Raw genomic sequence first — 24,898 nt, 5'->3', positions numbered from 1 at the left:
CTCACAGTAATCGGCGGACTGCGTTCCGGGCAGTCCCCGTAGGAGTGGCGAAGTTATTCACAGCCTCCCGCTTATCCACAGTTTTTCGGTGAGATCGGCACGATTTCCAGGGCGGCCCCACGGTGATTCCTGTCGCGAAGTTCGCGGACGCGAGGAATCACGAGAGGGGTGTGCGTCGTGGAGACATCCAGCACTTCCGGGACCAGGGGTACGACACACGGCTCGGCGCCGTGGGGACGGGAGCCGGAGTCATGGAGGGGCGTGCCGCGGAGGACCGGGTCGCGGGCAGCCGGCTCGCCACGGGCGGACGGACTGAGTGCGGACGGACCGGGGTCGGACGAGACGGGGGCGGGCGGGCAGCGGCGGGCCGGGCCGCTGATCGTGACCGAGGACCTCGGGCTGCTCGACGACCTCCTGCGGCTGTGCGCCGCCGCCGGAGTCGAGCCCGAGGTCGACCACCGGGTGCCGGAGCGGCGGGCGAGCTGGACCGATCCGCCCCTCGTCCTGGTCGGTGACGACATCGCAGCCCGCTGCCGGGGAGCGGTGCGGCGCCCCGGGACCCTCCTCGTCGGACGTGACCGGGACGATCCGGGGCTGTGGCGGCTGGCCGTCGAGATCGGCGCCGACAGCGTGCTGAGCCTCCCGGGCGCCGAGAGCCTCCTCGTCGACCGCCTCGCCGACGCCGCCGAAGGGGTGGGCAGGGCGGCACTGACCGTCGGCGTCGTCGGCGGCCGGGGCGGCGCGGGGGCCTCCACCCTCGCCTGCGGTCTCGCCCTGGCCGCCGCGCGGGCCGGACACCGCACGCTGCTGGTGGACGGCGACCCTCTGGGCGGAGGGCTCGACGTGTTGCTCGGCGGGGAGCGCGAGGAGGGCAGACGATGGCCCGACTTCGCCGCTTCGAAGGGCCGCCTGGCCGGCGGCGCACTGGAGGAGTCCCTGCCGTCGGTGCGCGGGGTCCGGGTGCTCAGCTGGGGCAGGGACGCGGCGGCGCCGGTGCCGCCCGAGGCCGTGCGGTCCGTGCTCGCCGCCGCGCGGCGCCGGGGCGGGGCCGTCGTGGTCGACCTGCCGCGCGGGACCGACCCGTCGGTCACCGAGGCCCTGGCCCAGCTCGACCTCGGACTGCTCGTCGTCCCGGGGGAGTTGAGGGCGGTCGCAGCCGCCCATCGGATGGTCTCGGCGATCGGGCCGGTCGTCCGCGACCTGCGCGCCGTGGTCCGCGGTCCGTACGCGGCGGGGCTCGACGAGCGGTGGGTAGCCGACGCGCTGCGGCTGCCGCTCGCCGGTGAACTCCCCTACGACCCGGGGATCGTGGCCGACCAGGACGCGGGAGTGCCGCCGGGCGCCGAACCCCGGGGCCCGCTCAGCCGGTTCTGCACCGCCTTCTGGGAGCACGTCGGCGGTGAGGCGTGACCGGGGCGGGGGTTGCCGCCTGGGGCGCGGTCGCCGGTGCGGAGGGGGCCGGGCTGCTCGATGCCGTGCGGCAGCGGCTCGCGGCGAGCGGGGCCGAGCCCACTCCGGCGCGCGTGGCGGCGGCGTTGCGGGCCCAGGGACGGCTGCTCGGCGACGCGGAAGTGCTCGGCGCGGCCGAGGCGTTGAGGTGCGAGCTGATCGGCACCGGTCCGCTGGAGCCGCTGCTCGCCGACCCGGCGGTCACCGACGTCCTGGTCTCCGCGCCCGACGAGGTGTGGGTGGACCGGGGCACCGGTCTCGAACGGGCCCCGGTGTCCTTCCCCGACGCGGCAGCCGTCCGCCGCCTCGCGCAACGGCTCGCGGCGGTGGCCGGGCGCAGGCTCGACGACGCCCGGCCCTGGGTCGACGCCCGGCTCCCCGACGGCACCCGGATGCACGCGGTGCTGCCGCCGGTCGCGGTCGGCTCGACCTGCCTGTCGCTGCGCGTGGTCCGCCCCCGCGCCTTCTCCCTGGAGGAGCTGGTCGCGGCCGGCACCGTGCCGCCGGGCGGCGCCCCGATCCTGCGGGCCCTGATCGACGCCCGCGTCTCGTACCTCGTCAGCGGCGGCACCGGGACGGGCAAGACCACGCTCCTCGCTTCCCTCCTGGGGCTCGTGGGGGAGCGGGAGCGGATCGTGCTCGCCGAGGACTCCGCGGAGCTGAGGCCGGACCACCCGCACGTCGTGCGCCTGGAGGCCCGGCCCGCGAACCAGGAGGGAGCCGGGCTCGTGACCCTGCGGGACCTGGTCCGCCAGGCGCTGCGGATGCGCCCCGACCGGCTGGTGGTCGGCGAAGTCAGGGGCGGCGAGGCGGTGGACCTGCTGGCCGCCCTGAACACCGGCCATGACGGCGGCTCCGGGACGGTCCACGCCAACACGGCGGCGGACGTCCCGGCGCGCCTCGAAGCCCTGGGCACGGCGGCCGGGCTCGACCGGGCCGCCCTGCACAGCCAGCTGGGCGCGGGCCTGTCGGTCGTCCTGCACGTCGTACGGGACCGGGACGGACGGCGGCGGATCGCCGAGGCGCACGTCCTGGACCGGGACCGGGACGGCCTGGTCCGGACGGTTCCGGCGCTGCGGTGGGGCGCGGCCGGGTTCGAGCGGGAGCGGGGCTGGGAGCGGCTGAGGTCGCTGATCGGAGGGGGATCGCGGTGACGGGTGACCTGGTGCCGGTACGAAGCGTGGCACACGGGGCGGCGGCGCTCTGCGCGGTGCTCGCCCTGTGGTGGACGGCCCGGCGGCGGCGCGGTGCGGGCCGGGCTCGCGCAGTGCTCGCGGGCGGAGTCCCCGGCGGGCTCGGCGGCCGGGAGTGGCCGGCGGTCGCCGCGCGGTGGTGGGCCGTGCTGCGGGGGCGGCGCGCGTGGCTGTGTCTGCCGGCGGCGGGAGTTCTCGCCCTCCTCGGCGAGTCACCGCTGCCGCTGGTGGCGGGGGCGCTCGCGGTGCCCCTGGTGGGACGGCGGCTGCGGGCCTCCGAGCGCACGAAGGAACGGGATGCGCGGGCCGAGCGGGTGGTGGCCCTGTGCGGGTCCGTCGTCGGCGAGTTGAGAGCCGGATGGCAGCCCGCGCAGGCGCTGTCCTTCGCGGCCCGGGAGACGGGCGCGCTCGGTGCCGCGGAGGCGTCGGTCCTCGCGGCGGCCCGGTTCGGCGGCGACGTGCCGGAGGCGCTGCGGCGGGCGGCCCGGCAGGACGGCGCCGACGGGCTCGCGGGCATGGCGGCCTGCTGGCAGGTGGCCGTGGACGGCGGCGCGGGTCTGGCCGACGGGCTCGACCGGCTGGAGGCCGCCCTCCGGGACCACCGCGAGCAGCGCGACCGTCTGCGGGCCGAACTGGCCGGCGCCTGGGCCACGGTGACGGTCCTCGCCCTGCTCCCCGCCGCCGGACTCGCCCTCGGTGCCGCCCTGGGCGCGCACCCGCTGCGGGTGCTGCTGCACACACCGGCCGGCCTCGGCTGTCTGGCCGTCGGCGGGGCGTTGGAGGCGGCCGGACTGTGGTGGGCCGCGCGGATCGTACGGGGAGGGGAGCGGGCGTGATCCGGGAAGCGGTTCACCACGTGCCGGCCGGCGTTCGAGAGGCGGGCCTCCCGCTCCTGGCCGCGGTCCTGTGCGCGCAGGTCGCCCTGGAGGTGCGGCGCGGACTGCGGGTGCGCCGGACGCGGCGGCGGGCGGGTTCCCTCGTCGAGGGCCCGGAACCGAGCCCTCGGAAGGCCCGTGGCGGGGTGCCGCCGTGGATGGGGCGCTGGTTGCCGCCCCTGGTGGGTGTGGGCGTCGGCTGGGTGCTGTTCGGCGGCGTGGGCGGGCTGTGCGTCGGGGCCCTGGTGGCCGCCGGAATGAGACGGAGAGCGGCACGGCGGGTCTCGCAGCCGACCGGCGACGAGAAGGAGGCGGTGCGTCACCTTCCGCTCGCGGCCGATCTGTTGGCGGCTTGCGCCGCCTCCGGAGCCGGGCCCGGTGAGGCGGCGGAGGCGGTGGGCCGGTCGCTGGGCGGCCCGCTCGGCGAGCGCCTGACCCGTACGGCCGCCGAGCTGCGGCTGGGCGGCGAACCGGCCGAGGTGTGGGGGAGGTTCGGCGCGATACCGGGCGCCGAAGGGCTGGCCCGCTGCATGGAGCGGGCCGGTTCCTCGGGAGCGCCGGCGGCGGAGGCCGTCGCCCGGCATGCGGCCGCCCTGCGCGCGGCCCGCGCCCGAGCGGCGGCGGCCGGGGCGCGCCGGGCACAGGTGCTGATCAGCGCGCCGGTGGGGCTCTGCTTCCTGCCCGCCTTCCTGGCGGTGGGCGTGGCCCCGGTGGTGATCGGCCTCGCAGCGGGACTGCTGGACGGATGAACGAGACGACAGGGCCCGACAGGGCACGAGACGAGGAGAGGCGACGAGAGATGACGAGGCACGGAGACATGGCGGAGCACGGCGAGGTACGGCAGGACGAGACGGGACGGGATCTGGAGGTCGGTGGGGCGGCCCGGGTGAGGCCGGCCGGTTGGTGGAGGGCACGGCGGGCGGCGGCGCGCCGGGACGAGGGGATGACCACGTCCGAGTACGCGGTGGGGACGATCGCAGCGGCGGCGTTCGCCGCGGTGCTCTACAAGATCGTGACCAGCGGGGCGGTCTCGGGGGCCCTGGAATCGGTGATCGGGAAGGCACTCGATGCGCCGTTCTGACCGGGGTTTCGTGACGGTGGAAGCGGCGATGGTCCTGCCCGTCCTCGCGCTGTTCACGGTGACGCTGCTGTGGGCGCTGGCCGCGGCCGCCGCGCAGATCCGGTGCGTGGACGCGGCACGGGCGGGGGCGAGGGCGGCGGCCCGTTCGGAGCCGGTGGCCTCCGCGGAGGCGGCCGCCCGGGCCGCCGCGCCCGAGGGGGCCCGGGTGTCGGTGGCGAGGGAGGGCGAGCTGTGGCGCGTGACGGTGGAGGCGTCGGCCCCGGGCCCCCGGGGCATGGGCGTCACCCTGAGGGCCGACGCGTCGGCCCTCGCGGAGGACACGCTGGGCGGGGGCACGCCATGACGGGCGGCGAGCGTTGGGGCGTCCCCGCCCGGGGTACGGGCTCCGACCGCCGGGGCGTTCCCGGCGTGGGCGCGGGTGTCAGGCGCAGGGGCGTCCCCGGCCGGGGCGCGGGTGTCGGATGCCGGGACGTCCTCGGCTTGGGTACGGGTGCCAGGCGTCGGCGGCCTCGCAGGCCCGGTGTCGACCGCCACGGCGTCCTCGGCCAGGGCGTACGAGGGGATCGGGGGTTCGCGACGGTGTGGGGTGCGTATGCGGCGTGCGTGGTGTGTGTGGTGTTCGGGGTGGTGCTTGCGCTCGGGCAGGCGGTGGCGGCTCGGCACCGGGCCGGCGGGGCCGCCGACCTGGCGGCCCTCGCCGCCGCCGACCGGGCCTTGTGGGGCGAGGCCGAGGCGTGCGCCGCCGCCTCGCGGGTGGCCGTCGCGCAGGGCGCGGAGCTGGCGCGGTGTGCCGTGCGGGGAGGGGTCGCCGAGGTGACCGCGCGGGTCGTGCGCGGCCCGTACCGGCCGGAGGTCAGGTCGCGGGCGGGCCCTCCGGGGCGGCCTCCGGCGACGGAGGAGGCCCTTGCGCTGGAGGGGGCTCCGTCGCCGGTCGGGGTGCCGGCTTCGGCGGGGGCTCGGTCGCCGGTCGGGGTCCCGGTTCCGGCGGGGGCTCGGTCGCCGGTCGGGGTGCCGGCTTCGGCGGGGGCTCGGTCGCCGGTCGGGGTCCCGGTTCCGGCGGGGGCTCGGTCGCCGGGCCGGGTTCCGGCTCCGGAGAGGTTTCCGGGGCCTCCCTCAGGAGTTCCGTGAGGAGGCGGACCGCGCCGCGCTTGTGGAGCGGATCGTTGCCGTTGCCGCACTTGGGGGACTGGATGCAGGAGGGGCAGCCCGCCTCGCACTCGCAGGAGGCGATGGCCTCCCGGGTGGCCTTCAGCCAGGCGCGGGCGGTGTGGAAGGCGCGCTCGGCGAAGCCCGCGCCGCCCGGGTGCCCGTCGTACACGAAGACGGTGGGCAGCAGGGTGTCGGGATGGAGCGGTACGGACACGCCGCCGATGTCCCAGCGGTCGCAGGTGGCGAAGAGCGGCAGCATCCCGATGGAGGCGTGCTCGGCGGCGTGCAGGGCGCCGCCGAGGATCTCCGGGGTGATCCGGGCGGCGTCGAGCTGGTCCTCGGTGACCGTCCACCACACCGCACGGGTGCGCAGGGTGCGGGGCGGCAGGTCGAGCTTGGTCTCGCCGAGCACCTCGCCGGTGATCAGACGGCGGCGGAGGAAGGAGACGACCTGGTTGGTGACCTCGACGGAGCCGTAGCAGAGGCGGCCGGCTCCCCAGGGGATCTCGGTGTCGGTTTCGAGGACGGCGATGGAGGTGGTGTCGCGGGCGGTGGTGGAGTACGGGGGGACGGCCTCCTCGACGAGGGCGACGGAGTCCTTGAGGTCGAGCTCCCGCACCAGGTAGGTGCGGCCCTGGTGGAGGTGGACGGCGCCTTCGTGGACGGCGGTGTGGGAGGCGGCCTCGTCGACCGTGCCGAGGAGGCGGCCGGTGCCGGCCTCGACGATCCGGACGGGGCTGCCGCCGCCGCCTCGGATGTCGGTGAGGTCGGCGGCCCGCTCCCGGCGGGTCCAGTACCAGCCGGTGGAGCGGCGGCGCAGCAGACCGGCCGCTTCCAGCTGGGGGAGCAGGCCGGGGGCGGCGGGGCCGAAGAGGGCCAGGTCCGGCTCGGTCAGCGGGAGCTCCGCCGCGGCGGCGCACAGATGGGGGGCGAGGACGTAGGGGTTGTCGGGGTCCAGGACGGTCGTCTCGACCGGCTGCTCGAAGATCGCCTCCGGGTGGTGGACGAGGAAGGTGTCCAGCGGGTCGTCCCGGGCGACCAGGATCGCGAGGGCGCCCTCGCCCGAACGGCCGGCGCGGCCCGCCTGCTGCCACAGGGAGGCCCGGGTGCCCGGGTAGCCGGCGATCAGGACGGCGTCCAGGCCGGAGACGTCCACGCCCAGCTCCAGGGCGGTCGTGGCGGCCAGGCCGAGGAGCTCGCCGGAGTGCAGGGCCCGCTCCAGGGCGCGGCGCTCCTCGGGGAGGTAGCCGCCCCGGTAGGCGGCGACACGGTGGGCGAGCGCGCGGTCGGTCTCGGCCAGCCGTTCCTGGGCGATCACCGAGATCAGCTCGGCGCCGCGCCGGGAGCGGACGAAGGCGACCGAGCGGACGCCCTGCCGGGTCAGGTCCGTCAGCAGGTCCGCGGTCTCGGCGGTCGCGGTGCGGCGCACGGGCGCGCCGCGCTCGCCGTGCAGCTCGGTCAGCGGCGGTTCCCAGAGGGCGAAGACGAGCTCGCCGCGCGGGGAGGCGTCGTCGGAGACCTCGGTGACCGGCAGGCCGGTGAGGCGGCCGGCGGCCAGCGCCGGTTCGGCGGAGGTGGCCGAGGCGAGGAGGAAGACGGGTTCGGAGCCGTACCGGGCGCAGACGCGGCGCAGACGGCGTAGCACCTGGGCGACGTGGGAGCCGAAGACGCCCCGGTAGGTGTGGCACTCGTCGATGACGACGTAGCGCAGGGAGCGCAGGAAGGAGGACCACCTGGGGTGGGAGGGGAGTATGCCCCGGTGCAGCATGTCGGGGTTGGTCAGCACGTGGTTCGCGTACTGCCGGACCCATTCGCGTTCCTCGACCGGCGTGTCGCCGTCGTAGACGGCGGGGCGGATCCGGTTGCCGAGCGGGGCGGCCAGTTCCCGCACGGCGCGCCGCTGGTCGGCCGCGAGGGCCTTGGTGGGCGCCAGGTAGAGGGCGGTGGCGCCGCGGCCGTTCGGGGCCTCCGAGCCGTCCAGGAGGGCGCTGAGGACCGGGGCGAGGTAGGCGAGCGACTTGCCCGAGGCGGTCCCCGTGGCGATCACCACGGACTCGCCGTCGAGGGCGTGCTCGGCGGCCTCCGCCTGGTGCGCCCAGGGATGCTCGATCCCGGCCGCCTCGATCGCCGCGATCACCTCCGGACGGATGCGGTGCGGCCAGACGGCATGGCGGCCCTCTCGGGCGGGCATGTGCTCCGTATGAGTGATGCGCGCGGCCCGGCTCTCACCCGAGGAGAGCCGGTCGAGGACCATGCCGGGAGAGGGGCGGCTGCCCGTTTCCCCGGCCGGACGACGGGGGCGGTGATTCTTGGCCATCGGCACCGAGTGTGTCACTGCCATGACGGACAATGCTTCCAAGGCGTCGTGCATGGCTGCTGGTAAGTGATTGAATGCCATTGCGGCTGGCGTTCCGTTCCTCGGCTCCGCCCCGGAGACCCGAGGGAACGATCGCCCGATAGCAAGGTGCTGGAGGATCCGTGGACCTGTCCCTGTCGACTCGCAATGTGACCGGCGCTGGTGGTGACCGTACGGTCGTCGAGGTCGGTGGCGAGATTGATGTGTATACCGCGCCCAAGCTGCGCGAGCAGTTGGTCGAGTTGGTGAACGACGGCAGCTACCACCTGGTCGTCGACATGGAGGGAGTGGACTTCCTCGACTCCACAGGCCTCGGTGTGCTCGTCGGCGGCCTGAAGCGCGTTCGCGCGCACGAGGGTTCGCTGCGTCTGGTCTGCAACCAGGAGCGCATTCTCAAGATTTTCCGGATCACGGGTCTCACCAAGGTGTTCCCGATCCACACCTCGGTCGACGAGGCCGTCAACGCCGTCGACTGAGCCCAGGGGGTTCGCATGGCCACCGTTGAACTCCGCTTCAGCGCTCAGCCGGAGCACGTCCGCACGGCCCGCCTGGTGGCGGCCGCGGTCGCGCGCCGGGCGGGTGTGGACGAGGCGGTCCTCGACGAGGTGCGTCTCGCTGTGGGTGAGGCCTGTTCCCGTGCGGTCGGGCTGCATCGCAGCAACGACGTCGTGACCCCCATCCGGGTCGTCCTGATCGAGGAGGAGAAGACGTTCTCCATCGAGGTCGGCGACGAGGTGCCGGGTGCGGGGGTGGCGGCGGCCGATGCCGCCGGTGTCCCCGGCGCGCGGGCCGCGGCCCCGGCCGAGGACTTCGACGACGCCGACGGCGAGGACGAGATGGGGCTCGCGGTGATCCGCGGGCTGGTCGACGACGTCGAGGTGAGCGCCGGCGAGGACGGCGGCACCATCCGGATGACGTGGCCGGTGAGCTCGGCGGACATCCTGTCCTGACCCCGTAGACGTACGAATCTTGACCCGTACACGTACGAATCCTGACCACGTGCACGTACGAAGGCGAGAGGCTCTGCAATCGCAGGGCCTCTCGCCTTTTTTCGCGGGTTCTCCGGGTGTCCTCGCCCACGAAGTGGTGCATCCCCGTATGTGCCGGTTCGTCTCCCTATGATCCGTCCCCATGTACCCCACAACGCTCGCCGCGGCGGTGCTCACGAGCGGGAACCGGACGATCGTGATCGTCGTCGCGGCCGTCGCCCTCGCCGCGCTGATCGTCGCGCGGCTCCTCGTCCGCCAGGTGCTCGCGGCCGGTGAGGGCACCGAGAGGATGCGGGCGATCGCGGCCGCCGTGCAGGAGGGCGCCAACGCCTACCTCGCGCGGCAGCTGCGGACCCTCGCCGTCTTCGCGGCCGCCGTGTTCTTCCTGCTGATGCTGCTGCCCGCCGACACCTGGTCGCAGCGTGCCGGACGTTCCCTGTTCTTCCTGGTCGGAGCGCTGTTCTCGGCGGTCACCGGTTACCTCGGCATGCGACTGGCCGTACGGGCCAACGTGCGGGTCGCCGCCGCGGCCAGGGAGGCCACCCCCGCGCCGGGCGAACCCGAGAGGGACCTGAACGAGGTCGCGCACCGGGCCATGCGGATCGCGTTCCGCACGGGCGGGGTCGTCGGCATGTGCACGGTCGGCCTCGGACTGCTCGGGGCCTCCTGCGTCGTCCTCGTCTACGCCGCCGACGCGCCCAAGGTCCTGGAGGGATTCGGGCTCGGCGCCGCGCTCATCGCCATGTTCATGCGCGTGGGCGGCGGCATCTTCACCAAGGCCGCCGACGTCGGCGCCGACCTGGTCGGCAAGGTCGAGAAGGGCATCCCCGAGGACGACCCGCGCAACGCCGCCACCATCGCCGACAACGTCGGCGACAACGTCGGCGACTGCGCCGGCATGGCCGCCGACCTCTTCGAGTCGTACGCCGTGACCCTGGTCGCCGCGCTCATCCTCGGCAAGGCGGCCTTCGGCGACCGCGGTCTCGCGTTCCCCCTGATGGTGCCCGCGATCGGCGTGGTCACCGCCGTGATCGGCATCCTCACGGTCGCCCCGCGGCGCGCCGACCGCGGTGGGATGACCGCGATCAACCGCGGATTCCTGGTCTCGGCGGTCATCTCGCTGGCGCTCGTCGCCGTCACCGCCTTCGTGTACCTCCCGTCCTCGTACGCCGAGCTCGAGGGCGTCACCGAACCGGGCATCCCCCGCCACGCCGGCGACCCGCGGGTCCTCGCCCTGGTCGCGGTCGCCCTCGGCATCGTCCTCGCCGCGCTCATCCAGCAGCTCACCGGCTACTTCACCGAGACGAGCAGGCGGCCGGTCCGGGACATCGGGAAGTCCTCGCTCACCGGCCCCGCGACCGTCGTCCTCGCGGGCGTGGCGCTCGGCATGGAGTCCGCCGTCTACACGGCCCTGCTGATCGGGCTCACCGTCTACGGGGCGTTCCTGCTCGGCGGCGCCTCGATCATGCTGGCGCTGTTCGCGGTGGCCCTCGCCGGGACGGGACTGCTCACCACCGTCGGGGTGATCGTCGCCATGGACACCTTCGGCCCGGTCGCCGACAACGCCCAGGGCATCGCGGAGATGTCCGGGGACGTCACGGGGGCGGGCGCGCAGGTCCTCACCGACCTCGACGCCGTCGGCAACACCACGAAGGCCATCACCAAGGGCATCGCCATCGCCACCGCCGTCCTGGCGGCCTCGGCGCTCTTCGGTTCGTACCGGGACGCCATCGCGACCTCGGTCGCCGACGTCGGGGAGTTCGGCGTGAAGGCGGGCGAGCTGACACTCTCGATGGACATCTCGCAGCCCAACAACCTCTTCGGGCTGATCCTGGGCGCGGCGGTCGTCTTCCTCTTCTCGGGGCTCGCGATCAACGCCGTGTCCCGCTCGGCCGGATCGGTCGTCTACGAGGTGCGGCGGCAGTTCCGCGAGCACCCCGGGATCATGACCTTCACCGAGAAGCCGGAGTACGGGCGGGTCGTCGACATCTGCACCAAGGACGCGCTGCGCGAGCTCGCCACGCCCGGACTGCTCGCCGTGATGGCCCCGATCGCGGTCGGCTTCGCGCTCGGTGTCGGCCCGCTCGGCGCGTACCTCGCCGGGGCGATCGGTACGGGCGCGCTGATGGCGGTCTTCCTGGCCAACTCCGGTGGCGCCTGGGACAACGCGAAGAAGCTGGTCGAGGACGGGAACCACGGCGGCAAGGGCAGCGAGGCGCACGAGGCGACCGTCATCGGGGACACGGTCGGCGACCCGTTCAAGGACACGGCGGGCCCGGCGATCAATCCGCTCCTGAAGGTGATGAACCTGGTGGCGCTGCTGATCGCCCCGGCGGTCGTCCGGTTCAGCTACGGCGGCGACGCGAGCCCCGGACTGCGGGCGGCGGTCGCCGCGGTCGCGCTCCTCGTCGTGGTCGGCGCGGTCCGGGCCTCCAAGAGGCGTTCGGTGGAAGTGTCCTGACGTGGCGTCCGTCTCATTTCCCGGGCGTTTACGGGGTGGTCGTGAGGTTCATCCCTTGGTTCAAAAGGGTTCAAAATGGTATGAATCCGTCGCCCGTAAGGTGGAAGTAGCCCGTTCGGCGTGTATGTTCCGGGGCCGAGAGCCTTGGAAGGGACCGATCCGTTGAACAAGAAGCTTGCGGCCGCACTGTCCGGCGGCGCGGTACTGGTGCTCGCGCTGTCCGGTTGCAGCAGTGACGAGGGCGACAAGGTGGGTGACTGGGCGAAGACCTTCTGCGACCAGGCCAAGCCCCAGATCCAGAAGCGGGCCGACGCCCACCAGATCATCATCTCGACCGCCGCCGACAGCAAGCCGGCCGAGATCAAGGCCGCCGACTCGCAGGCGTTCCAGGACATCGCGAACGCCGACCGCGCCCTCGCCAAGGCCGTCGAGGCCGCCGGGGCCCCGCCCGTCCAGAACGGCGAGACGGTCCAGCAGGACGCGATCAAGGAGCTGAACGCCACCGCGCTGGCCTACGAGGGGCTCAAGAAGCAGGTCGACGCGCTGGACGCGACGAACCAGCAGAAGTTCGCGGACGGTCTCCAGGGCGTCGCCGACGGCCTGACCAAGATCGAGAAGATGGACCAGAACGCCCTGTCCAAGCTGGAGGAGGGCGAGCTGGGCCAGGCGATGGCCAAGCAGCCCGGCTGCCAGAAGCCCACGGCCTCGGTCCCGCCGAAGACCTCCGCCTCCCCGAACGCCGGCGGCACCTCCGACTCCGGTTCCTCGACCCCGACGAAGACGCCGTCCGCCACGCCGAGCAAGAAGGCGACGGCCACCAAGAGCGGCGAGTAGCACGTCGACGCCGATCGGCCCGAGGCATCGCTCCCCGGGCCGATCGGCCCGGCGGTGGCGGCGATCGGCCGTGCGCCGCCGGGTCGGCCGCCCGGATGTCGGTGGCGGCCGTCACAATGGAGCGGTGAGTACGACCAGCCTGCCTTCCCGCCTCCCGGTGCCCGCGCACGCCACCCGTCTGCGCGAGGCCCTGCTCGCCGCCGACTTCACCGCCGACGGCCTGCTCGACCTGCTCGGCGCCCCGGCCTACGCGGCGCTCGCCCGCAGCGAGACCGTGCCCGCCCTGCGCGCCACCCGCGGCGACTCCCCGCTGGAGACCCTCGTCCGGCTCTTCCTGCTCCAGGAGCCCGTCCCGGCCGACCGGGCCGCCGCCGCGCTCCCGCTCGACGAGGCCCTCGCCGACGGCTGGGTGGTCCGCGAGGACGGCACCGTGCTCGCCACGGTCGACGTCCGGCCGTACGGCGGACCGGACGGCGAGGACTGGTTCATCGTCTCCGACCTGGGCTGCGCCGTCGGCGGCGCCGGCGGCATCGGCAGGAAGGAGGAAGGGGTCGTCCTCGGCGTCGGCGGTGCCTCCACCACCCTCGCCGGCATCACGGTCCGTACGCCGGTCTCCTCCGCGCTCGACCTCGGCACCGGCTCCGGCATCCAGGCGCTGCACGCCGCCCAGCACGCCACCCTGGTCACCGCCACCGACCTCAACCCGCGCGCCCTGGACTTCACCCGGCTCACCCTCGCCCTCTCCGGGGCCCGGGAGGCCGAGCTGCTGACGGGCTCGCTCTACGAGCCCGTCGACGGCGACACGTACGACCTGATCGTCTCCAACCCGCCGTTCGTGATCTCCCCCGGCGCCGGACTCACCTACCGGGACGGCGGGATGAGCGGCGACGACCTGTGCCGCACGCTCGTCCAGCAGGCCGGGGAGCGGCTCAACGACGGCGGGTACGCCCAGTTCCTCGCCAACTGGCAGCACGTCGAGGGCGAGGAGTGGCAGGAGCGGCTCCGGTCCTGGGTGCCGCGCGGCTGCGACGCCTGGATCGTGCAGCGCGAGGTCCAGGACATCACCCAGTACACGGAGCTCTGGCTGCGGGACAGCGGCGACCACCGCGGCGACCCGGACGCCTACCGGGCGGCGTACGACCGCTGGCTCGACGAGTTCGAGGCGAGCAAGACCCGCGCGATCGGCTTCGGCTGGATCACCATCCGGCGCAGCCAGGCCGTGGCCTCCGGCGCGGTCGAGCCCTCGATCGTCCTGGAGGAGTGGCCGCACCCCGTCGAGCAGCCCCTCGGCCCCACCGTCCGCGCCCACTTCGAGCGCCAGGACTACCTGCGCCGCCACGACGACGCCGCGCTCCTCGCCGACCGGTTCACGCTCGCGCCCGAGGTGGTGCAGGAGCAGGTCGGGATGCCGGGCGCCGAGGACCCGGAGCACGTGGTGCTCCGGCAGAACCGCGGCATGCGTCGCGCCACCAAGGTCGACCACGTCGGCGCCGGTTTCGCCGGCGTGTGCGACGGCACGCTCAGCGCGGGCCGCATCCTCGACGCGATCGGGCAGCTCATGGGCGAGGACCCGGTGATGCTGCGGGACCGCACCCCGCAGGCGATCCGGCTGCTCGTCGAGGAGGGCTTCCTCATCCCCGACTCCCTGCTCCCCGGCTCCACGCCGCCGGTGGCCGAAGGGAGCGGTGCTTGATACGGATCGAGCTGGACGAGGCGTCGCTCGGGGCGACCCGGATCGCGATCAGTCCGCTGCGCGACGCGTTCTGCTCGATGCACCTCGCGCAGCCCCACCGGCATCCCTCCTGGCCCTACCAGGAGTGGGTCGGGCAGGCGCGCGAGGTGTGGCGCGAGGACGACCGGTTGCGCCCGCTGTGGGACCTGTTCGTCAGGGAACGGCACGAGGTCTCCGACTTCCTGCTGCCCCGGCCCTTCGGCACGGTCCACGTCCACGAGGAGCTCGCCGCGCTCCGGGCCACCGACCCGGAGTTCGTCCGCTCCCAGGCGGCCGTCTGCTACCCGGACCTGCTCGACGCGCCCTTCCTCCAGCCGTACCTGAAGGACCCGGAGGCCGCCTGCGCGGCGCTCGCCGACGCGTACGCCGCGTACTGGGAGGGCGCGATCGAGCCGTACTGGCCGACGATGCGCCGCCTCGTCGAGGACGAAGTGCTCGTCCGGGCCAGGACGTTCGCGACCGAGGGCGTCGACGCGCTGTTCGCGGGCCTGGAGACCCGGGGACGGTGGCAGCCGCCCGTACTCGAACTGACCAAGCACATCGACGCCGAGTACGCGCCCGGCGAGCGGCGCCTCGTCCTCGTGCCGCTGGTCTTCGCCGAGGGCTGCCGGCTCTACTCCACCGACGACCCCGAGGTCTTCGCGCTCAGCTTCCAGGCCCGGGGCGCCGGCGCCCTGCGCGAACCGGCCGAGCCCGCGGCCGAGGACCGGCTCGGGCTGATGCTCGGCCGGGGCCGGGCCGCGGTCCTGCGCGAGCTGGGCGGGCCCCTGACCACGGCCGGACTCGCCGACCGGCTCGGCCTCGCGCCCAGCACGGTCTCCGAGCACCTCTCGGTGCTCGCGGAAGCCGGAGTCGTGACCCGCCACCGCGTCGGGCGCTCGGTGTACTACCAGCTGACGGACACGGGCCGTTCCCTGCTCGCCCTGCTCGCCGGGGAGGACGTCCTCACGGCCGTGGCCTGAGGAGCCGGGGCCGTGACGTGCTGATGCGCGGCCACGGCCTGGCGATCCGGGTCCCCGCTGCGACGCGGAGCCTCACGATCCGGGCCCCCGCTGCGACGCCGTGGCCTGGAGATCCGGGGCCTCGAAGCCGCGACATGTGACGATTCGGGGCCTCCCGAATCGATGGCCCGGCCTTCCCTCCGGCTCCTACCGTCCGGCGCATGCTCGCAATCGAGGCGGACGCGCTGCGCCGCACCTACACCAGCAGGACCGGGTGGCCGAGGTCCCGGCGGACCGAGACCGAGGCCGTGCGCGGGGTCACCTTCGAGGTGGCTCCCGGGGAGCTGTTCGGCCTGCTCGGGCCCAACGGCGCCGGCAAGACCACCACCATCAAGATGCTCAACACCCTGCTCCTGCCGACCTCGGGCACCGCCCGGGTGTTCGGCCACGACGTGGCCCGTGACCCCGTCGCCGTACGCCGCAGGATCGGGTACGTCTTCGGCGGCGACCGCGGCCTGTACGACCGGCTCTCCGCCCTCGACAACCTCCGCTACTTCGCCGAGCTGTACGGCGTCGGCGCCCGCGACCAGAAGCGGCGCATCGCCGAACTCCTCGACCTCGTCGGCCTGGTGGGCCGCGAGAAGGAGCGCGTCGAGGGCTACTCGCGCGGCATGCGCCAGCGCCTCCACATCGCCCGCGGGCTGCTCCACCACCCCGACGTCCTCTTCCTCGACGAGCCGTCCATCGGCGTCGACCCCGTCGCCGCCCGCGATCTGCGCCGCACGGTCGCCGACCTGGCCGCCGCCGGCACCACGGTCCTCCTCACCACCCACTACATGGCCGAGGCCGACGAACTCTGCGACCGGATCGCCGTCATCGCGGGCGGCCGCGTCCGCGCCCTCGGCACCCCCGGCAGCCTCAAGTCCCTCGTACGGGAAAGGGACGTGCTGGAGATCGAGGCGTACGGCGTGGACACGGAGCGGCTCGACCGGGTACGGCGCGTGCCCGGTGTCCGGGGCGTGTCGGCCGAGGACCGGGGCGCCCTGCAGACCGTCACCGTGCAGACCGGACGCGGCGCCTCCGACCTGCACGGACCCGTCCTCGCCGCACTCGACGGCGTACGGATCGGCCGGGTCACGAGCCGCGAACCGTCCCTGGAGGACGCCTACATCGCGATCGTCGAGGAGGCCACGGGGAAGTCCGGATCCACGTCCGGGGACGTGCACGGTGGCGTGCACGGCGGTGTGTCCGAGGGAGTCTCCGCGTGACGCGCCTTCCGCGGCTGATCCTCGTCGGGGTGCGCACCCACGTCTCGTACATGTCGCGCTCCCCGATCGAGATCACCTTCGCCGTCCTCGTCCCGCTCGTCTACGCGACCCTCGCCGTCTACCTGTTCCGCGCCGCAGGCGACCCGGACCGGCTGCTCACCGCCTCCGTGGGCGCCGGACTCATGGGCATCTGGGGCTCGGTGCTCTTCGGTTCGGGCGGCGCCGTGCAGAACCAGCGCTGGCTCGGCACCCTGGAGACCCTCGTCGTCGCGCCGACGCCGCTCGCGCTGGTCCTCCTCCCCATCACCCTCGCGACCGCCGTCATCGGCACGTACGCGATGGGCGCCACCGTCCTGTGGGGCGTCCTGCTCTTCGACGTGCCGCTCGACTTCGCGCACCCGCTGCTCTTCCTCGTCGCCGTCCCGGTCTGCGTCCTCTCCCTCGGCATGACGGGGCTGCTGCTGGCCGCCACGTTCGTCCTGCTCCGCAACGCCAACGCCCTCGCCAATCCGCTCGACACCCCCGTCTGGCTGCTGTCCGGGCTGCTCGTGCCCATCACCGTGCTGCCCGCCTGGACCCATCCGATCTCCTGGGCGCTGCCCACGACCTGGGGCGCCCGGGCCGTGCACGCCGCGACCTCCGGCGGGGACGTGCTCACGCCGCTGCTCACCGCCGTCGCGCTCGGCGCCGGATACGCCCTCGCCGCCGTCCTCGTCCTCGGGCGGGTGGAACGCCGGGCACGCGCCGCCGCCACCCTCGCCCTCACCTGAAAGGCCACCGTCGGATGTTCCGCTTCCGGTGCCGGCTCCTCGGCTTCCGCTTCCACGCCTCCTCCCGGCTGCTCGTGGTCGGCGGGGCGATCTCCTACCGGGCGCTCTTCAACTGGACCACCCCGCCGATGTTCATCGGAACGCTCCTGGTCGGACCGCTTCTCCAGGTTTTCTTCTTCGTCTTCCTGGGGAGGGAACTGGGTGTCGCCGACGATCGTTTCCACCTTGTCGGCAACGCCGTTCTCGCAGCTTCCGCCTCCTGCGTGTACGGCGGCACGATGGCCGTCGCCAACGAGCGCCGGTACGGCACCCTCGGGGCCGTCCTGCTCTCGCCCCGCCGCCGCGTCCCCCTGTGGCTCGGACGAGCCCTCCCGTACGTCCTCAACGGGCTGCTCGTCAGCGCCTTCGTGCTCACCGCCGCCGCGCTCGTCCTCGGGCTGCCCGTCCCCGCCGGGTCGCTGCCCGGGCTCGGTCTGGTGCTGCTCGTCGCGGCGGGCGCCTGCTCGGCCTTCGGGCTCGCGCTCGGGGCGCTCGGGCTGCGCTTCCGGGACGTGTTCCTGGTGTCGAACGTGGCCAGCTCGGTGCTGCTGCTCCTGACCGGCGCCGCCGTGCCCCGGGAGGGGCTGCCGGAGTGGATGCGGGCCGCCGGCGAACTGCTGCCGCTCACGCACGCGGCGGACGCGGCGCGCGGGCTGACCGCCGGCGCCGGCCTGGACGGACACCTGCTCGGGGCCGAACTCGCGGTCGGCGCCGGATGGGGGCTGCTCGCCGTCGTCCTCCTCGCGGTCTTCGAGCGGGGGAGCCGACGCCGGGCGACGCTCGACGTGATGTGACGAAGCTCGACGCGATGTGAGGCAGGACGTGATGTGACGACGCTCGACGTGATGTGACGGCAGGACGCGATGTGACGACAGAGGAAGGAGGGGCGGGGGAGGGCCCCCCGGGCAGATCACTACCGGCCATCCTCGTGAACCCGTACCCGCACGGCCCGCTCCGTTCACCCGGAGTTCGCGCCTTCGATGCCCGGGGGTGTCAGCCTCGGCGACGAGAGGCGAACACCGCACGTGAACGGAACGGGGTACGGGCATGGAGAGCGGGCCGGCGATCTTCGCGGGGACGGCGTTCACGCTGTTCGGAGGCGCGCTGCTGCTGTGGACCACCGTGCGGGCGCTGCACGGCCAGCCCGTGGCGCACGGGGTCGCGCCGCGTACCGCCGTCGCGCTGACGAGCCTCTCGGGGGCCGCCTTCCTCCTCCTCGGCGTCTGGTGCTTCGGCCGCCTCTGAGTCCGGCTCCCCGTCCGGCCCCGGACCCTCCCCGGGTTCCGCTCCGGGATCGTTTGTGATCTCTCCGACATGTCCCCCACCGCGCCGGTCCGGGAGTCCGGGCGGCAGGAATGCCAGGACTCGGGTTACCGTTCGAGTGGCCGTTGCGGGCTTTCGCCGTTTGACACGGGGGCGGGTTGTACCGTCACACTCCGCAGCGACGGGAGCGTCACCGTCCGTGCGCTGCCGTGCGTGCCAGTGCCGTACGTGCCAGAGAGTGTCGATCCGGAGAGAAGAGCGAAGTTGTCCCCGACCAGCGAGACCGCACACGGCGGCCGCCGACTCGTCATCGTCGAGTCGCCTGCCAAGGCGAAGACGATCAAGGGCTACCTCGGCCCCGGCTACGTCGTCGAGGCGAGCGTCGGGCACATCCGCGACCTCCCCTCCGGTGCCGCCGAGGTGCCGGAGAAGTACACCGGCGAGGTGCGCCGCCTCGGGGTCGACGTCGAGCATGACTTCCAGCCCATCTACGTCGTCAACGCCGACAAGAAGGCGCAGGTCAGGAAGCTCAAGGAGCTCCTCGCCGAGTCCGACGAACTCTTCCTCGCCACCGATGAGGACCGCGAGGGCGAGGCCATCGCGTGGCACCTCCAGGAAGTCCTGAAGCCCAAGGTCCCCGTCCACCGGATGGTCTTCCACGAGATCACCAAGGACGCGATCCGCGAGGCCGTCGCCAACCCGCGCGAGCTGAACCAGCGCATGGTCGACGCCCAGGAGACCCGCCGCATCCTCGACCGGCTGTACGGCTACGAGGTCTCGCCGGTCCTGTGGAAGAAGGTCATGCCGCGGCTGTCCGCCGGCCGCGTGCAGTCCGTCGCCACCCGTCTCGTCGTCGAGCGGGAGCGCGAGCGCATCGCCTTCCGCTCCGCCGAGTACTGGGACCTCACCGGCACCTTCGGCACCGGCCGCACCGGTGACGCCTCCGACCCGTCCTCGCTGGTCGCGCGCCTCGCGACGGTCGACGGCATGCGGGTCGCGCAGGGTCGCGACTTCGGCGCCGACGGTCGGCTGAAGACCGCGAACGTGCTCCAGCTGGACGAAGAGAAGGCGCGGGCGCTGGCCGCCGCGCTCGCCGACACGGCCTTCTCCGTCCGCTCGGTCGAGTCGAAGCCGTACCGCCGCTCCCCGTACGCCCCCTTCCGGACCACCACCCTCCAGCAGGAGGCGAGCCGCAAGCTGGGATTCGGCGCGAAGGCGACCATGCAGGTGGCGCAGAAGCTGTACGAGAACGGCTTCATCACCTACATGCGTACGGACTCCACGATCCTCTCCGACACCGCCGTCGCGGCGGCCCGGGCGCAGGTCACGCAGCTGTACGGCGCGGACTACCTGCCGGAGAAGCCGCGCGTCTACGCGGGCAAGGTCAAGAACGCGCAGGAGGCGCACGAGGCGATCCGGCCTTCGGGTGATCGTTTCCGCACTCCGGCCGAGACCGGCCTCACGGGCGATCAGTTCAAGCTGTACGAGCTGATCTGGAAGCGGACCGTCGCCTCCCAGATGAAGGACGCGACCGGCAACTCGGTCACCGTGAAGATCGGCGGCCGGGCGGCCGACGGCCGGGACGCCGAGTTCAGCGCGTCCGGCAAGACGATCACCTTCCACGGCTTCATGAAGGCGTACGTGGAGGGGGCCGACGACCCGAACGCGGAGCTCGACGACCGCGAGCGGCGCCTGCCGCAGGTCGCCCAGGGCGACGCGCTGACCGCCGAGGAGATCACGGCGGACGGCCACGCGACCAAGCCGCCGGCCCGCTACACCGAGGCCTCGCTGGTCAAGGAGCTGGAAGAGCGCGAGATCGGCCGCCCGTCGACGTACGCCTCGATCATCGGCACCATCCTCGACCGCGGCTACGTCTTCAAGAAGGGCACGGCGCTCGTCCCGTCCTTCCTGAGCTTCGCCGTCGTCAACCTCCTGGAGAAGCACTTCGGGCGGCTCGTCGACTACGACTTCACCGCCAGGATGGAGGACGACCTCGACCGCATCGCGCGCGGCGAGGCCCAGTCCGTGCCGTGGCTGAAGCGTTTCTACTTCGGTGAGGGCGAGTCCGGCGGCGGCGCGGCGGACGCCGGGAACGGCGACGGCGACCACCTCGGCGGCCTCAAGGAGCTTGTCACCGACCTCGGCGCGATCGACGCGCGCGAGATCTCCTCGTTCCCCGTCGGCAACGGCATCATGCTCCGCGTCGGCAAGTACGGCCCGTACATCGAGCGCGGCGAGAAGGACCAGGAGGGCTACCAGAAGGCCGACGTGTCGGCCGACCTGGCGCCCGACGAGCTGACCGTCGAGCACGCCGAGGAACTGCTCGCCAAGCCGAGCGGCGACTTCGAGCTGGGCACCGACCCGGTCAGCGGGAACCAGATCGTCGCCAAGGACGGCCGCTACGGCCCGTACGTGACGGAGATCCTGCCCGAGGGCACCCCGAAGACCGGCAAGAACGCGGTGAAGCCGCGCACGGCCTCCCTCTTCAAGTCGATGGCCCTCGACACCGTCACCCTGGAGGACGCGCTCCGGCTGATGTCCCTGCCGAGGGTCGTCGGCGCGGACGCCGAGGGCGTCGAGATCACCGCGCAGAACGGCCGCTACGGCCCGTACCTGAAGAAGGGCACGGACTCGCGGTCGCTCACCGACGAGGAGCAGCTCTTCACGATCACCCTCGAAGAGGCCCTCGCGATCTACGCCCAGCCGAAGCAGCGGGGCCGGGCCGCGGCCAAGCCGCCGCTGAAGGAGCTGGGCACGGACCCGGTCAGCGAGAAGCCCGTGGTCGTCAAGGACGGGCGGTTCGGCCCGTACGTGACGGACGGCGAGACCAACGCCACCCTGCGCACCGGCGACAGCGTGGAGACGATCACCCCGGAGCGCGGCTACGAGCTGCTCGCCGAGAAGCGCGCCAAGGGACCGGCGAAGAAGGCCGCCAAGAAGGCCCCGGCGAAGAAGGCCGCGGCGAAGAAGACGGCCACGAAGACGGCGGCCAAGAAGACCACGGCCGCGAAGAAGACCGCCGCGAAGAAGACGACGACGGCGAAGACGGCCACGGCGAAGAAGACCGCCGCCAAGAAGACGGCGGCGGCCAAGCCGGAGTGACACCCGTAGGGGGTGGGAGCGCCGCTCCCACCCCCTACGTTTGTTCGGGCGCGGGCCGCGGGGAGCAAGGCCGTCCGGATAGGGTGGACGGATGACGCGAGCAGAGCAGCCAGACCGCCTGGGCGAATCCGACGCCGCACTCGTCGCGGATTCCCGGGAGCGCGCCGTACGCGCCCTCTTGCGCCATCAGCCGCTGCGCCGGCTGTGGAGCGCCCACCTGGTCGGCAGCACCGGTGACGCGCTCGCCCTCCTCGTCCTCGTGCTCCTCGGCTATCAGGCAGCCGTCGCCGAGGGCGCGCTCGGAGGCGGCTACCGGGGAGCCGCGTTGGCCGTGGCCGCCGTCGTCGGCGCCCGCCTCCTCGCCTCGGTCCTCTTCGGGGCCGTGCTCCTCGGGCCGCTGACCGCGCTCACCGGGCCGTCCGGTCCGCTCGACCGGCGCTGGACCATGATCGGAGCCGACGGGCTGCGGATCGCGCTGCTCGTCATCGCGCCGCTGTGGATCGACTGGGTCCCGGACAGCGCCCTCTGGTACCTGCTCGGCACCGTCTTCGTCGCCGGCGCGGCCGAACGCCTCTGGACCATCGGCCGCGAGGGCGCCGCGCCCGCGCTGCTGCCCGCCCCGCCGCTCGAGGGCGCCGCCGTACGGCCGCTGCCCGACCACCTCGGCGCGCTGCGCCGGCTGTCCCAGCGGACCTCCTTCCTCGCCGTCCCCGCCGCGGCCGCCGCGCTGCTCGTCGCCACCCTCGTCGGGAACCTGCTCGGTGCGGGCATCGACTGGTTCACGCTGCACCAGGCGGCGCTCGGCTCGTACGTCGCCGCCGGACTGTTCGCCGCGTCCGTCACCGGCCTGTACGCGATGGCGCTGCCCGGCGGGGCGACGCCCCGGCCCCGCTCGCCCCTGGAGGGCCTGCGCCGGCCCTCCGCCAAGGGATCGGACGAGGGCAAGGGCCGCACCGGCGCCCTGCCGCTGCTCGTCCTCGCCTCCGCCACCGTCGCCGGGGCGATCGCCGCGGCCGCGTCCCTCGCCGTGCTCCACGCGTACGACCTGGGCGGCGGGCCCGTCACGTACGCCCTCCTGATCCTGGCGCTGAGCGGCGCCACAGCCGTCGGCATCCGCACCGCGGGCTCCGTCCTGCCCGTGCTGTCCCGGCGCAGGCTGCTCGCCCTCGCGATCACCGTCACCGGCGTCGCGCTGATCGCGATGGGCCTGGTCCCGGACACGGCGACCGTGCTGTTCCTCGCCGTCCTCGCCGGGTACGCGGCCGGGGTCGCCGCCAACACCGGCCACACCCTGATCGACCAGGAGACCGAGGAGCCCCGCCGGGCCAGGACCACCGAGCACCTCCAGGCCACCGCCCGCGTCGCCATGGGCCTCGGCGCGCTCGCCGCCCCGCTGCTCGCCGCCGCGATCGGGCCGCACCGGCTCGCGTCCGGCGAGTTCGTCTTCGCGCACGGCGGCGCCGCCTTCACGCTCGCCCTGGTCGGCGCCCTGCTGCTCCCGGTCGCCGCGCTCGTCCTCGCGAAGACCGACGACCGGGCGGGCGTCCCGCTCCGCCGCGACCTGCGCGACGCGCTGCGCGGCTCCGACCCTGTCCAGGCGCCCTCCCCGACCGGCTTCTTCATCGCCCTGGAGGGCGGCGACGGCGCCGGTAAGTCCACGCAGGTCCAGGCGCTCGCCGAGTGGATCCGCGCCAAGGGCCACGAGGTCGTCGTCACCCGCGAGCCGGGTGCCACCCCGATCGGCAAGCGGCTCCGCTCGATCCTCCTCGACGTGTCGTCGGCGGGGCTCTCGAACCGCGCCGAGGCCCTGCTGTACGCGGCCGACCGCGCCGAACACGTGGACTCCCTGGTCCGCCCGGCCCTGGAGCGGGGCGCGATCGTCATCTCCGACCGGTACATCGACTCGTCCGTGGCCTACCAGGGCGCGGGCCGCGACCTGTCCCCGACCGAGATCGCCCGCATCTCGCGCTGGGCGACCGACGGTCTCGTGCCGCACCTGACCGTCGTCCTCGACGTCTCCCCGGAGACCGCGAGGGAACGGTTCACCGAGGCTCCCGACCGGCTCGAGTCCGAGCCGCCGGAGTTCCACGCGCGCGTACGGGCCGGATTCCTCGCCCTCGCGGCCGCCGACCCCAGCCGCTACCTCGTCGTCGACGCCGGCCAGGAGCCCGAGGCCGTCACCACCGTCGTACGCCACCGGCTCGACCGGATGCTGCCGCTCTCCGAGGCCGAGGTGAAGGCCGCGGAGGAGGCACGCCGGAAGGCCGAGGAGGAGGCCCGGCGCCTGGCGGAGGAAGAGGCCGCCCGCAAGGCCGAGGAGGAGCGCCTGGAGCGCGAGCGCCAGGAGCAGCTCGCCAGGCTCCGCGCCGAGGAGGAGGAGCGCAAGCGCCGCGAGGAGGAGGAGGCGCGCCGCCTGGAGGCCGAGCGGAAGGCAGAGGAGGCCCGCCGGAAGGCCGAGGAGGAGCGTCTCGCGGCCGAGGAGGAGGCCCGGCGCGTCGCCGCCGAGGAGAAGGCCCGCAAGGAGGAAGAGGAGCGGCTCCGCAAGGAGGCCGAGGAGGAGGCCCGGCTCCGGGCCGAGGCCGAGGAGCGCCGCCTGGAGAAGCAGCGCAAGGCCGAGGAGGCCCTGCTGCGCGCCGAGGAGGCCCGCCGGGTGGCCGAGGCCGCCGCGGCCGCGAAGGCCGCGGAGGAGGCAGCGGCGAAGGCCGCCGCCGAGAAGCTCGCCGCCGAGGCCGCCGCCAAGGCCGCGGCGGAGCGTGCGGCCGCCGAGCGCGCCGCGGCGGAGATCGCCGCAGCGCAGCGTGCCGAGGCGGCGAAGGCAGCCCGCGAGAAGGCCGCCCGGGAACGCGAGGCCGCGGAGAAGGCCGCCGCCGAGCGGACGGCTGCGGCGGAGCGGGCCGCCAGGGCCACGGAGGTCTCGGCGAACGAGGTCACCGTGCCGACCCCGATCGTGAAGCCGGACGCGCCGGCCGTCTCACCGGACGAGGTCACCGTCGAGACCCCGATCGTGCGCCCGGAGGCCGACGAGACCGCCGTCCTGCCGCAGATCCGGGACCCGCGGGGCGTCGACGAGACCGCCGTGCTGCCTTCCGTGCGGGACCGGGCCTCCGACCCCGCGGACCGGGTGCCGCCGGGCATCTTCCGCGACGAGCCTCACGGGGCGAACGACCGGACCCGCGAGCTGCCCCAGCTCGACGAGAACGGCCGCCCGCGCCGACGCTCCGACTGGGCGGAGGAGACCCCGCTCGACGACCTCCCGACCCTCGCGGACGAGCTGTTCGGCCCGCACGAGGACGAGGACGAGGGCCCGCGCCGACGCCGCTGATCCACCGTGGGGGTGGAGCTAGCTCCACCCCCACTCCGGAAGCCTGCCCCATCCCGCTGTGACCTGCGCTTTTC

The 24,898-nt window shown here is 74.1% G+C and carries 19 protein-coding genes and 1 pseudogene; 19 read left to right on the top strand and 1 reads right to left on the bottom strand.

Annotated elements, in window-relative coordinates; translation table 11 throughout:
* Positions 1-381: 381 nt before the first annotated feature.
* The 7 genes and pseudogenes from ssd to ACFYX3_RS22980 form a co-directional block, all read left to right on the top strand.
* Positions 382-1,410 carry a septum site-determining protein Ssd gene (gene ssd / locus ACFYX3_RS23010; protein WP_389016288.1) on the top strand — a complete coding sequence of 343 codons (1,029 nt, stop codon included), beginning with the start codon at positions 382-384 and terminating at the stop codon, positions 1,408-1,410.
* On the top strand, positions 1,407-2,603 hold the full coding sequence (locus tag ACFYX3_RS23005; RefSeq protein WP_389016285.1) for a TadA family conjugal transfer-associated ATPase: 1,197 nt from the start codon (positions 1,407-1,409) through the stop codon (positions 2,601-2,603). Before ssd ends, ACFYX3_RS23005 begins: the two co-directional genes overlap by 4 nt.
* Positions 2,600-3,478 (top strand): type II secretion system F family protein, encoded by an 879-nt coding sequence (locus ACFYX3_RS23000; RefSeq protein WP_389016282.1) that lies wholly within the window; start codon positions 2,600-2,602, stop codon positions 3,476-3,478. Before ACFYX3_RS23005 ends, ACFYX3_RS23000 begins: the two co-directional genes overlap by 4 nt.
* On the top strand, positions 3,478-4,266 hold the full coding sequence (locus ACFYX3_RS22995) for a type II secretion system F family protein (protein WP_389016692.1): 789 nt from the start codon (positions 3,478-3,480) through the stop codon (positions 4,264-4,266). The genes ACFYX3_RS23000 and ACFYX3_RS22995 overlap by 1 nt, the downstream gene beginning before the upstream one ends.
* 68 nt (positions 4,267-4,334) lie before the next feature.
* The gene (locus ACFYX3_RS22990; RefSeq protein WP_389016689.1) at positions 4,335-4,598 is read left to right on the top strand and encodes a DUF4244 domain-containing protein; all 264 of its coding nucleotides are present in this window, start codon (positions 4,335-4,337) and stop codon (positions 4,596-4,598) included.
* Positions 4,585-4,941 carry a TadE family type IV pilus minor pilin gene (locus ACFYX3_RS22985; protein ID WP_352027088.1) on the top strand — a complete coding sequence of 119 codons (357 nt, stop codon included), beginning with the start codon at positions 4,585-4,587 and terminating at the stop codon, positions 4,939-4,941. The genes ACFYX3_RS22990 and ACFYX3_RS22985 overlap by 14 nt, the downstream gene beginning before the upstream one ends.
* A pseudogene (locus ACFYX3_RS22980) lies at positions 4,938-5,411 on the top strand (Rv3654c family TadE-like protein); the annotation flags it as partial. The gene ACFYX3_RS22985 and the pseudogene ACFYX3_RS22980, both read left to right, overlap by 4 nt.
* A gap of 40 nt (positions 5,412-5,451) precedes the next feature.
* Here the strand turns inward: ACFYX3_RS22980 and ACFYX3_RS22975 are convergent.
* Positions 5,452-8,145, bottom strand: coding sequence for a DEAD/DEAH box helicase (locus tag ACFYX3_RS22975; protein ID WP_389016278.1), 2,694 nt, complete (start codon positions 8,143-8,145; stop codon positions 5,452-5,454).
* Positions 8,146-8,225: 80 nt separating this feature from the next.
* Between ACFYX3_RS22975 and ACFYX3_RS22970 the strand changes: the two genes are divergently transcribed.
* From ACFYX3_RS22970 to tmk, 12 genes are all read left to right on the top strand, one after another.
* Positions 8,226-8,579, top strand: a complete 354-nt coding sequence (locus ACFYX3_RS22970; RefSeq protein ID WP_056569340.1) for an STAS domain-containing protein — start codon at positions 8,226-8,228, stop codon at positions 8,577-8,579.
* A gap of 15 nt (positions 8,580-8,594) precedes the next feature.
* Positions 8,595-9,053 (top strand): ATP-binding protein, encoded by a 459-nt coding sequence (locus tag ACFYX3_RS22965; RefSeq protein WP_389016275.1) that lies wholly within the window; start codon positions 8,595-8,597, stop codon positions 9,051-9,053.
* Between the two features lie 181 nt (positions 9,054-9,234).
* Positions 9,235-11,553, top strand: a complete 2,319-nt coding sequence (locus ACFYX3_RS22960; RefSeq protein ID WP_389016272.1) for a sodium-translocating pyrophosphatase — start codon at positions 9,235-9,237, stop codon at positions 11,551-11,553.
* 162 nt (positions 11,554-11,715) lie between these two features.
* The gene (locus tag ACFYX3_RS22955) at positions 11,716-12,387 is read left to right on the top strand and encodes a small secreted protein (RefSeq protein ID WP_382661613.1); all 672 of its coding nucleotides are present in this window, start codon (positions 11,716-11,718) and stop codon (positions 12,385-12,387) included.
* 124 nt (positions 12,388-12,511) lie between these two features.
* A complete protein-coding gene (locus tag ACFYX3_RS22950) occupies positions 12,512-14,080 on the top strand; it encodes a methyltransferase (RefSeq protein ID WP_389016268.1) in 1,569 nt (522 codons plus the stop codon).
* A complete protein-coding gene (locus tag ACFYX3_RS22945) occupies positions 14,077-15,081 on the top strand; it encodes an ArsR/SmtB family transcription factor (RefSeq protein WP_382661611.1) in 1,005 nt (334 codons plus the stop codon). The genes ACFYX3_RS22950 and ACFYX3_RS22945 overlap by 4 nt, the downstream gene beginning before the upstream one ends.
* Positions 15,082-15,281: 200 nt before the next feature.
* On the top strand, positions 15,282-16,328 hold the full coding sequence (locus ACFYX3_RS22940; RefSeq protein ID WP_389016265.1) for an ATP-binding cassette domain-containing protein: 1,047 nt from the start codon (positions 15,282-15,284) through the stop codon (positions 16,326-16,328).
* Entirely contained in the window at positions 16,325-17,098 is a 774-nt protein-coding gene (locus tag ACFYX3_RS22935) for an ABC transporter permease (protein WP_116160264.1), read from the top strand. The genes ACFYX3_RS22940 and ACFYX3_RS22935 overlap by 4 nt, the downstream gene beginning before the upstream one ends.
* Before the next feature lie 14 nt (positions 17,099-17,112).
* The gene (locus tag ACFYX3_RS22930; protein WP_389016261.1) at positions 17,113-17,931 is read left to right on the top strand and encodes an ABC transporter permease; all 819 of its coding nucleotides are present in this window, start codon (positions 17,113-17,115) and stop codon (positions 17,929-17,931) included.
* Positions 17,932-18,184: 253 nt separating this feature from the next.
* Positions 18,185-18,382 (top strand): hypothetical protein, encoded by a 198-nt coding sequence (locus ACFYX3_RS22925; RefSeq protein ID WP_359510634.1) that lies wholly within the window; start codon positions 18,185-18,187, stop codon positions 18,380-18,382.
* 282 nt (positions 18,383-18,664) lie between these two features.
* Entirely contained in the window at positions 18,665-21,502 is a 2,838-nt protein-coding gene (gene topA / locus ACFYX3_RS22920; protein ID WP_389016257.1) for a type I DNA topoisomerase, read from the top strand.
* A 91-nt stretch (positions 21,503-21,593) separates the two neighbouring features.
* The gene (tmk, locus tag ACFYX3_RS22915) at positions 21,594-24,824 is read left to right on the top strand and encodes a dTMP kinase (protein ID WP_389016254.1); all 3,231 of its coding nucleotides are present in this window, start codon (positions 21,594-21,596) and stop codon (positions 24,822-24,824) included.
* Positions 24,825-24,898: the final 74 nt, after the last annotated feature.

Source organism: Streptomyces sp. NPDC002463 (assembly GCF_042889835.1).
GTDB lineage: Bacteria > Actinomycetota > Actinomycetes > Streptomycetales > Streptomycetaceae > Streptomyces > Streptomyces nymphaeiformis.
This window is presented reverse-complemented; position numbering and strand designations above follow the sequence as displayed.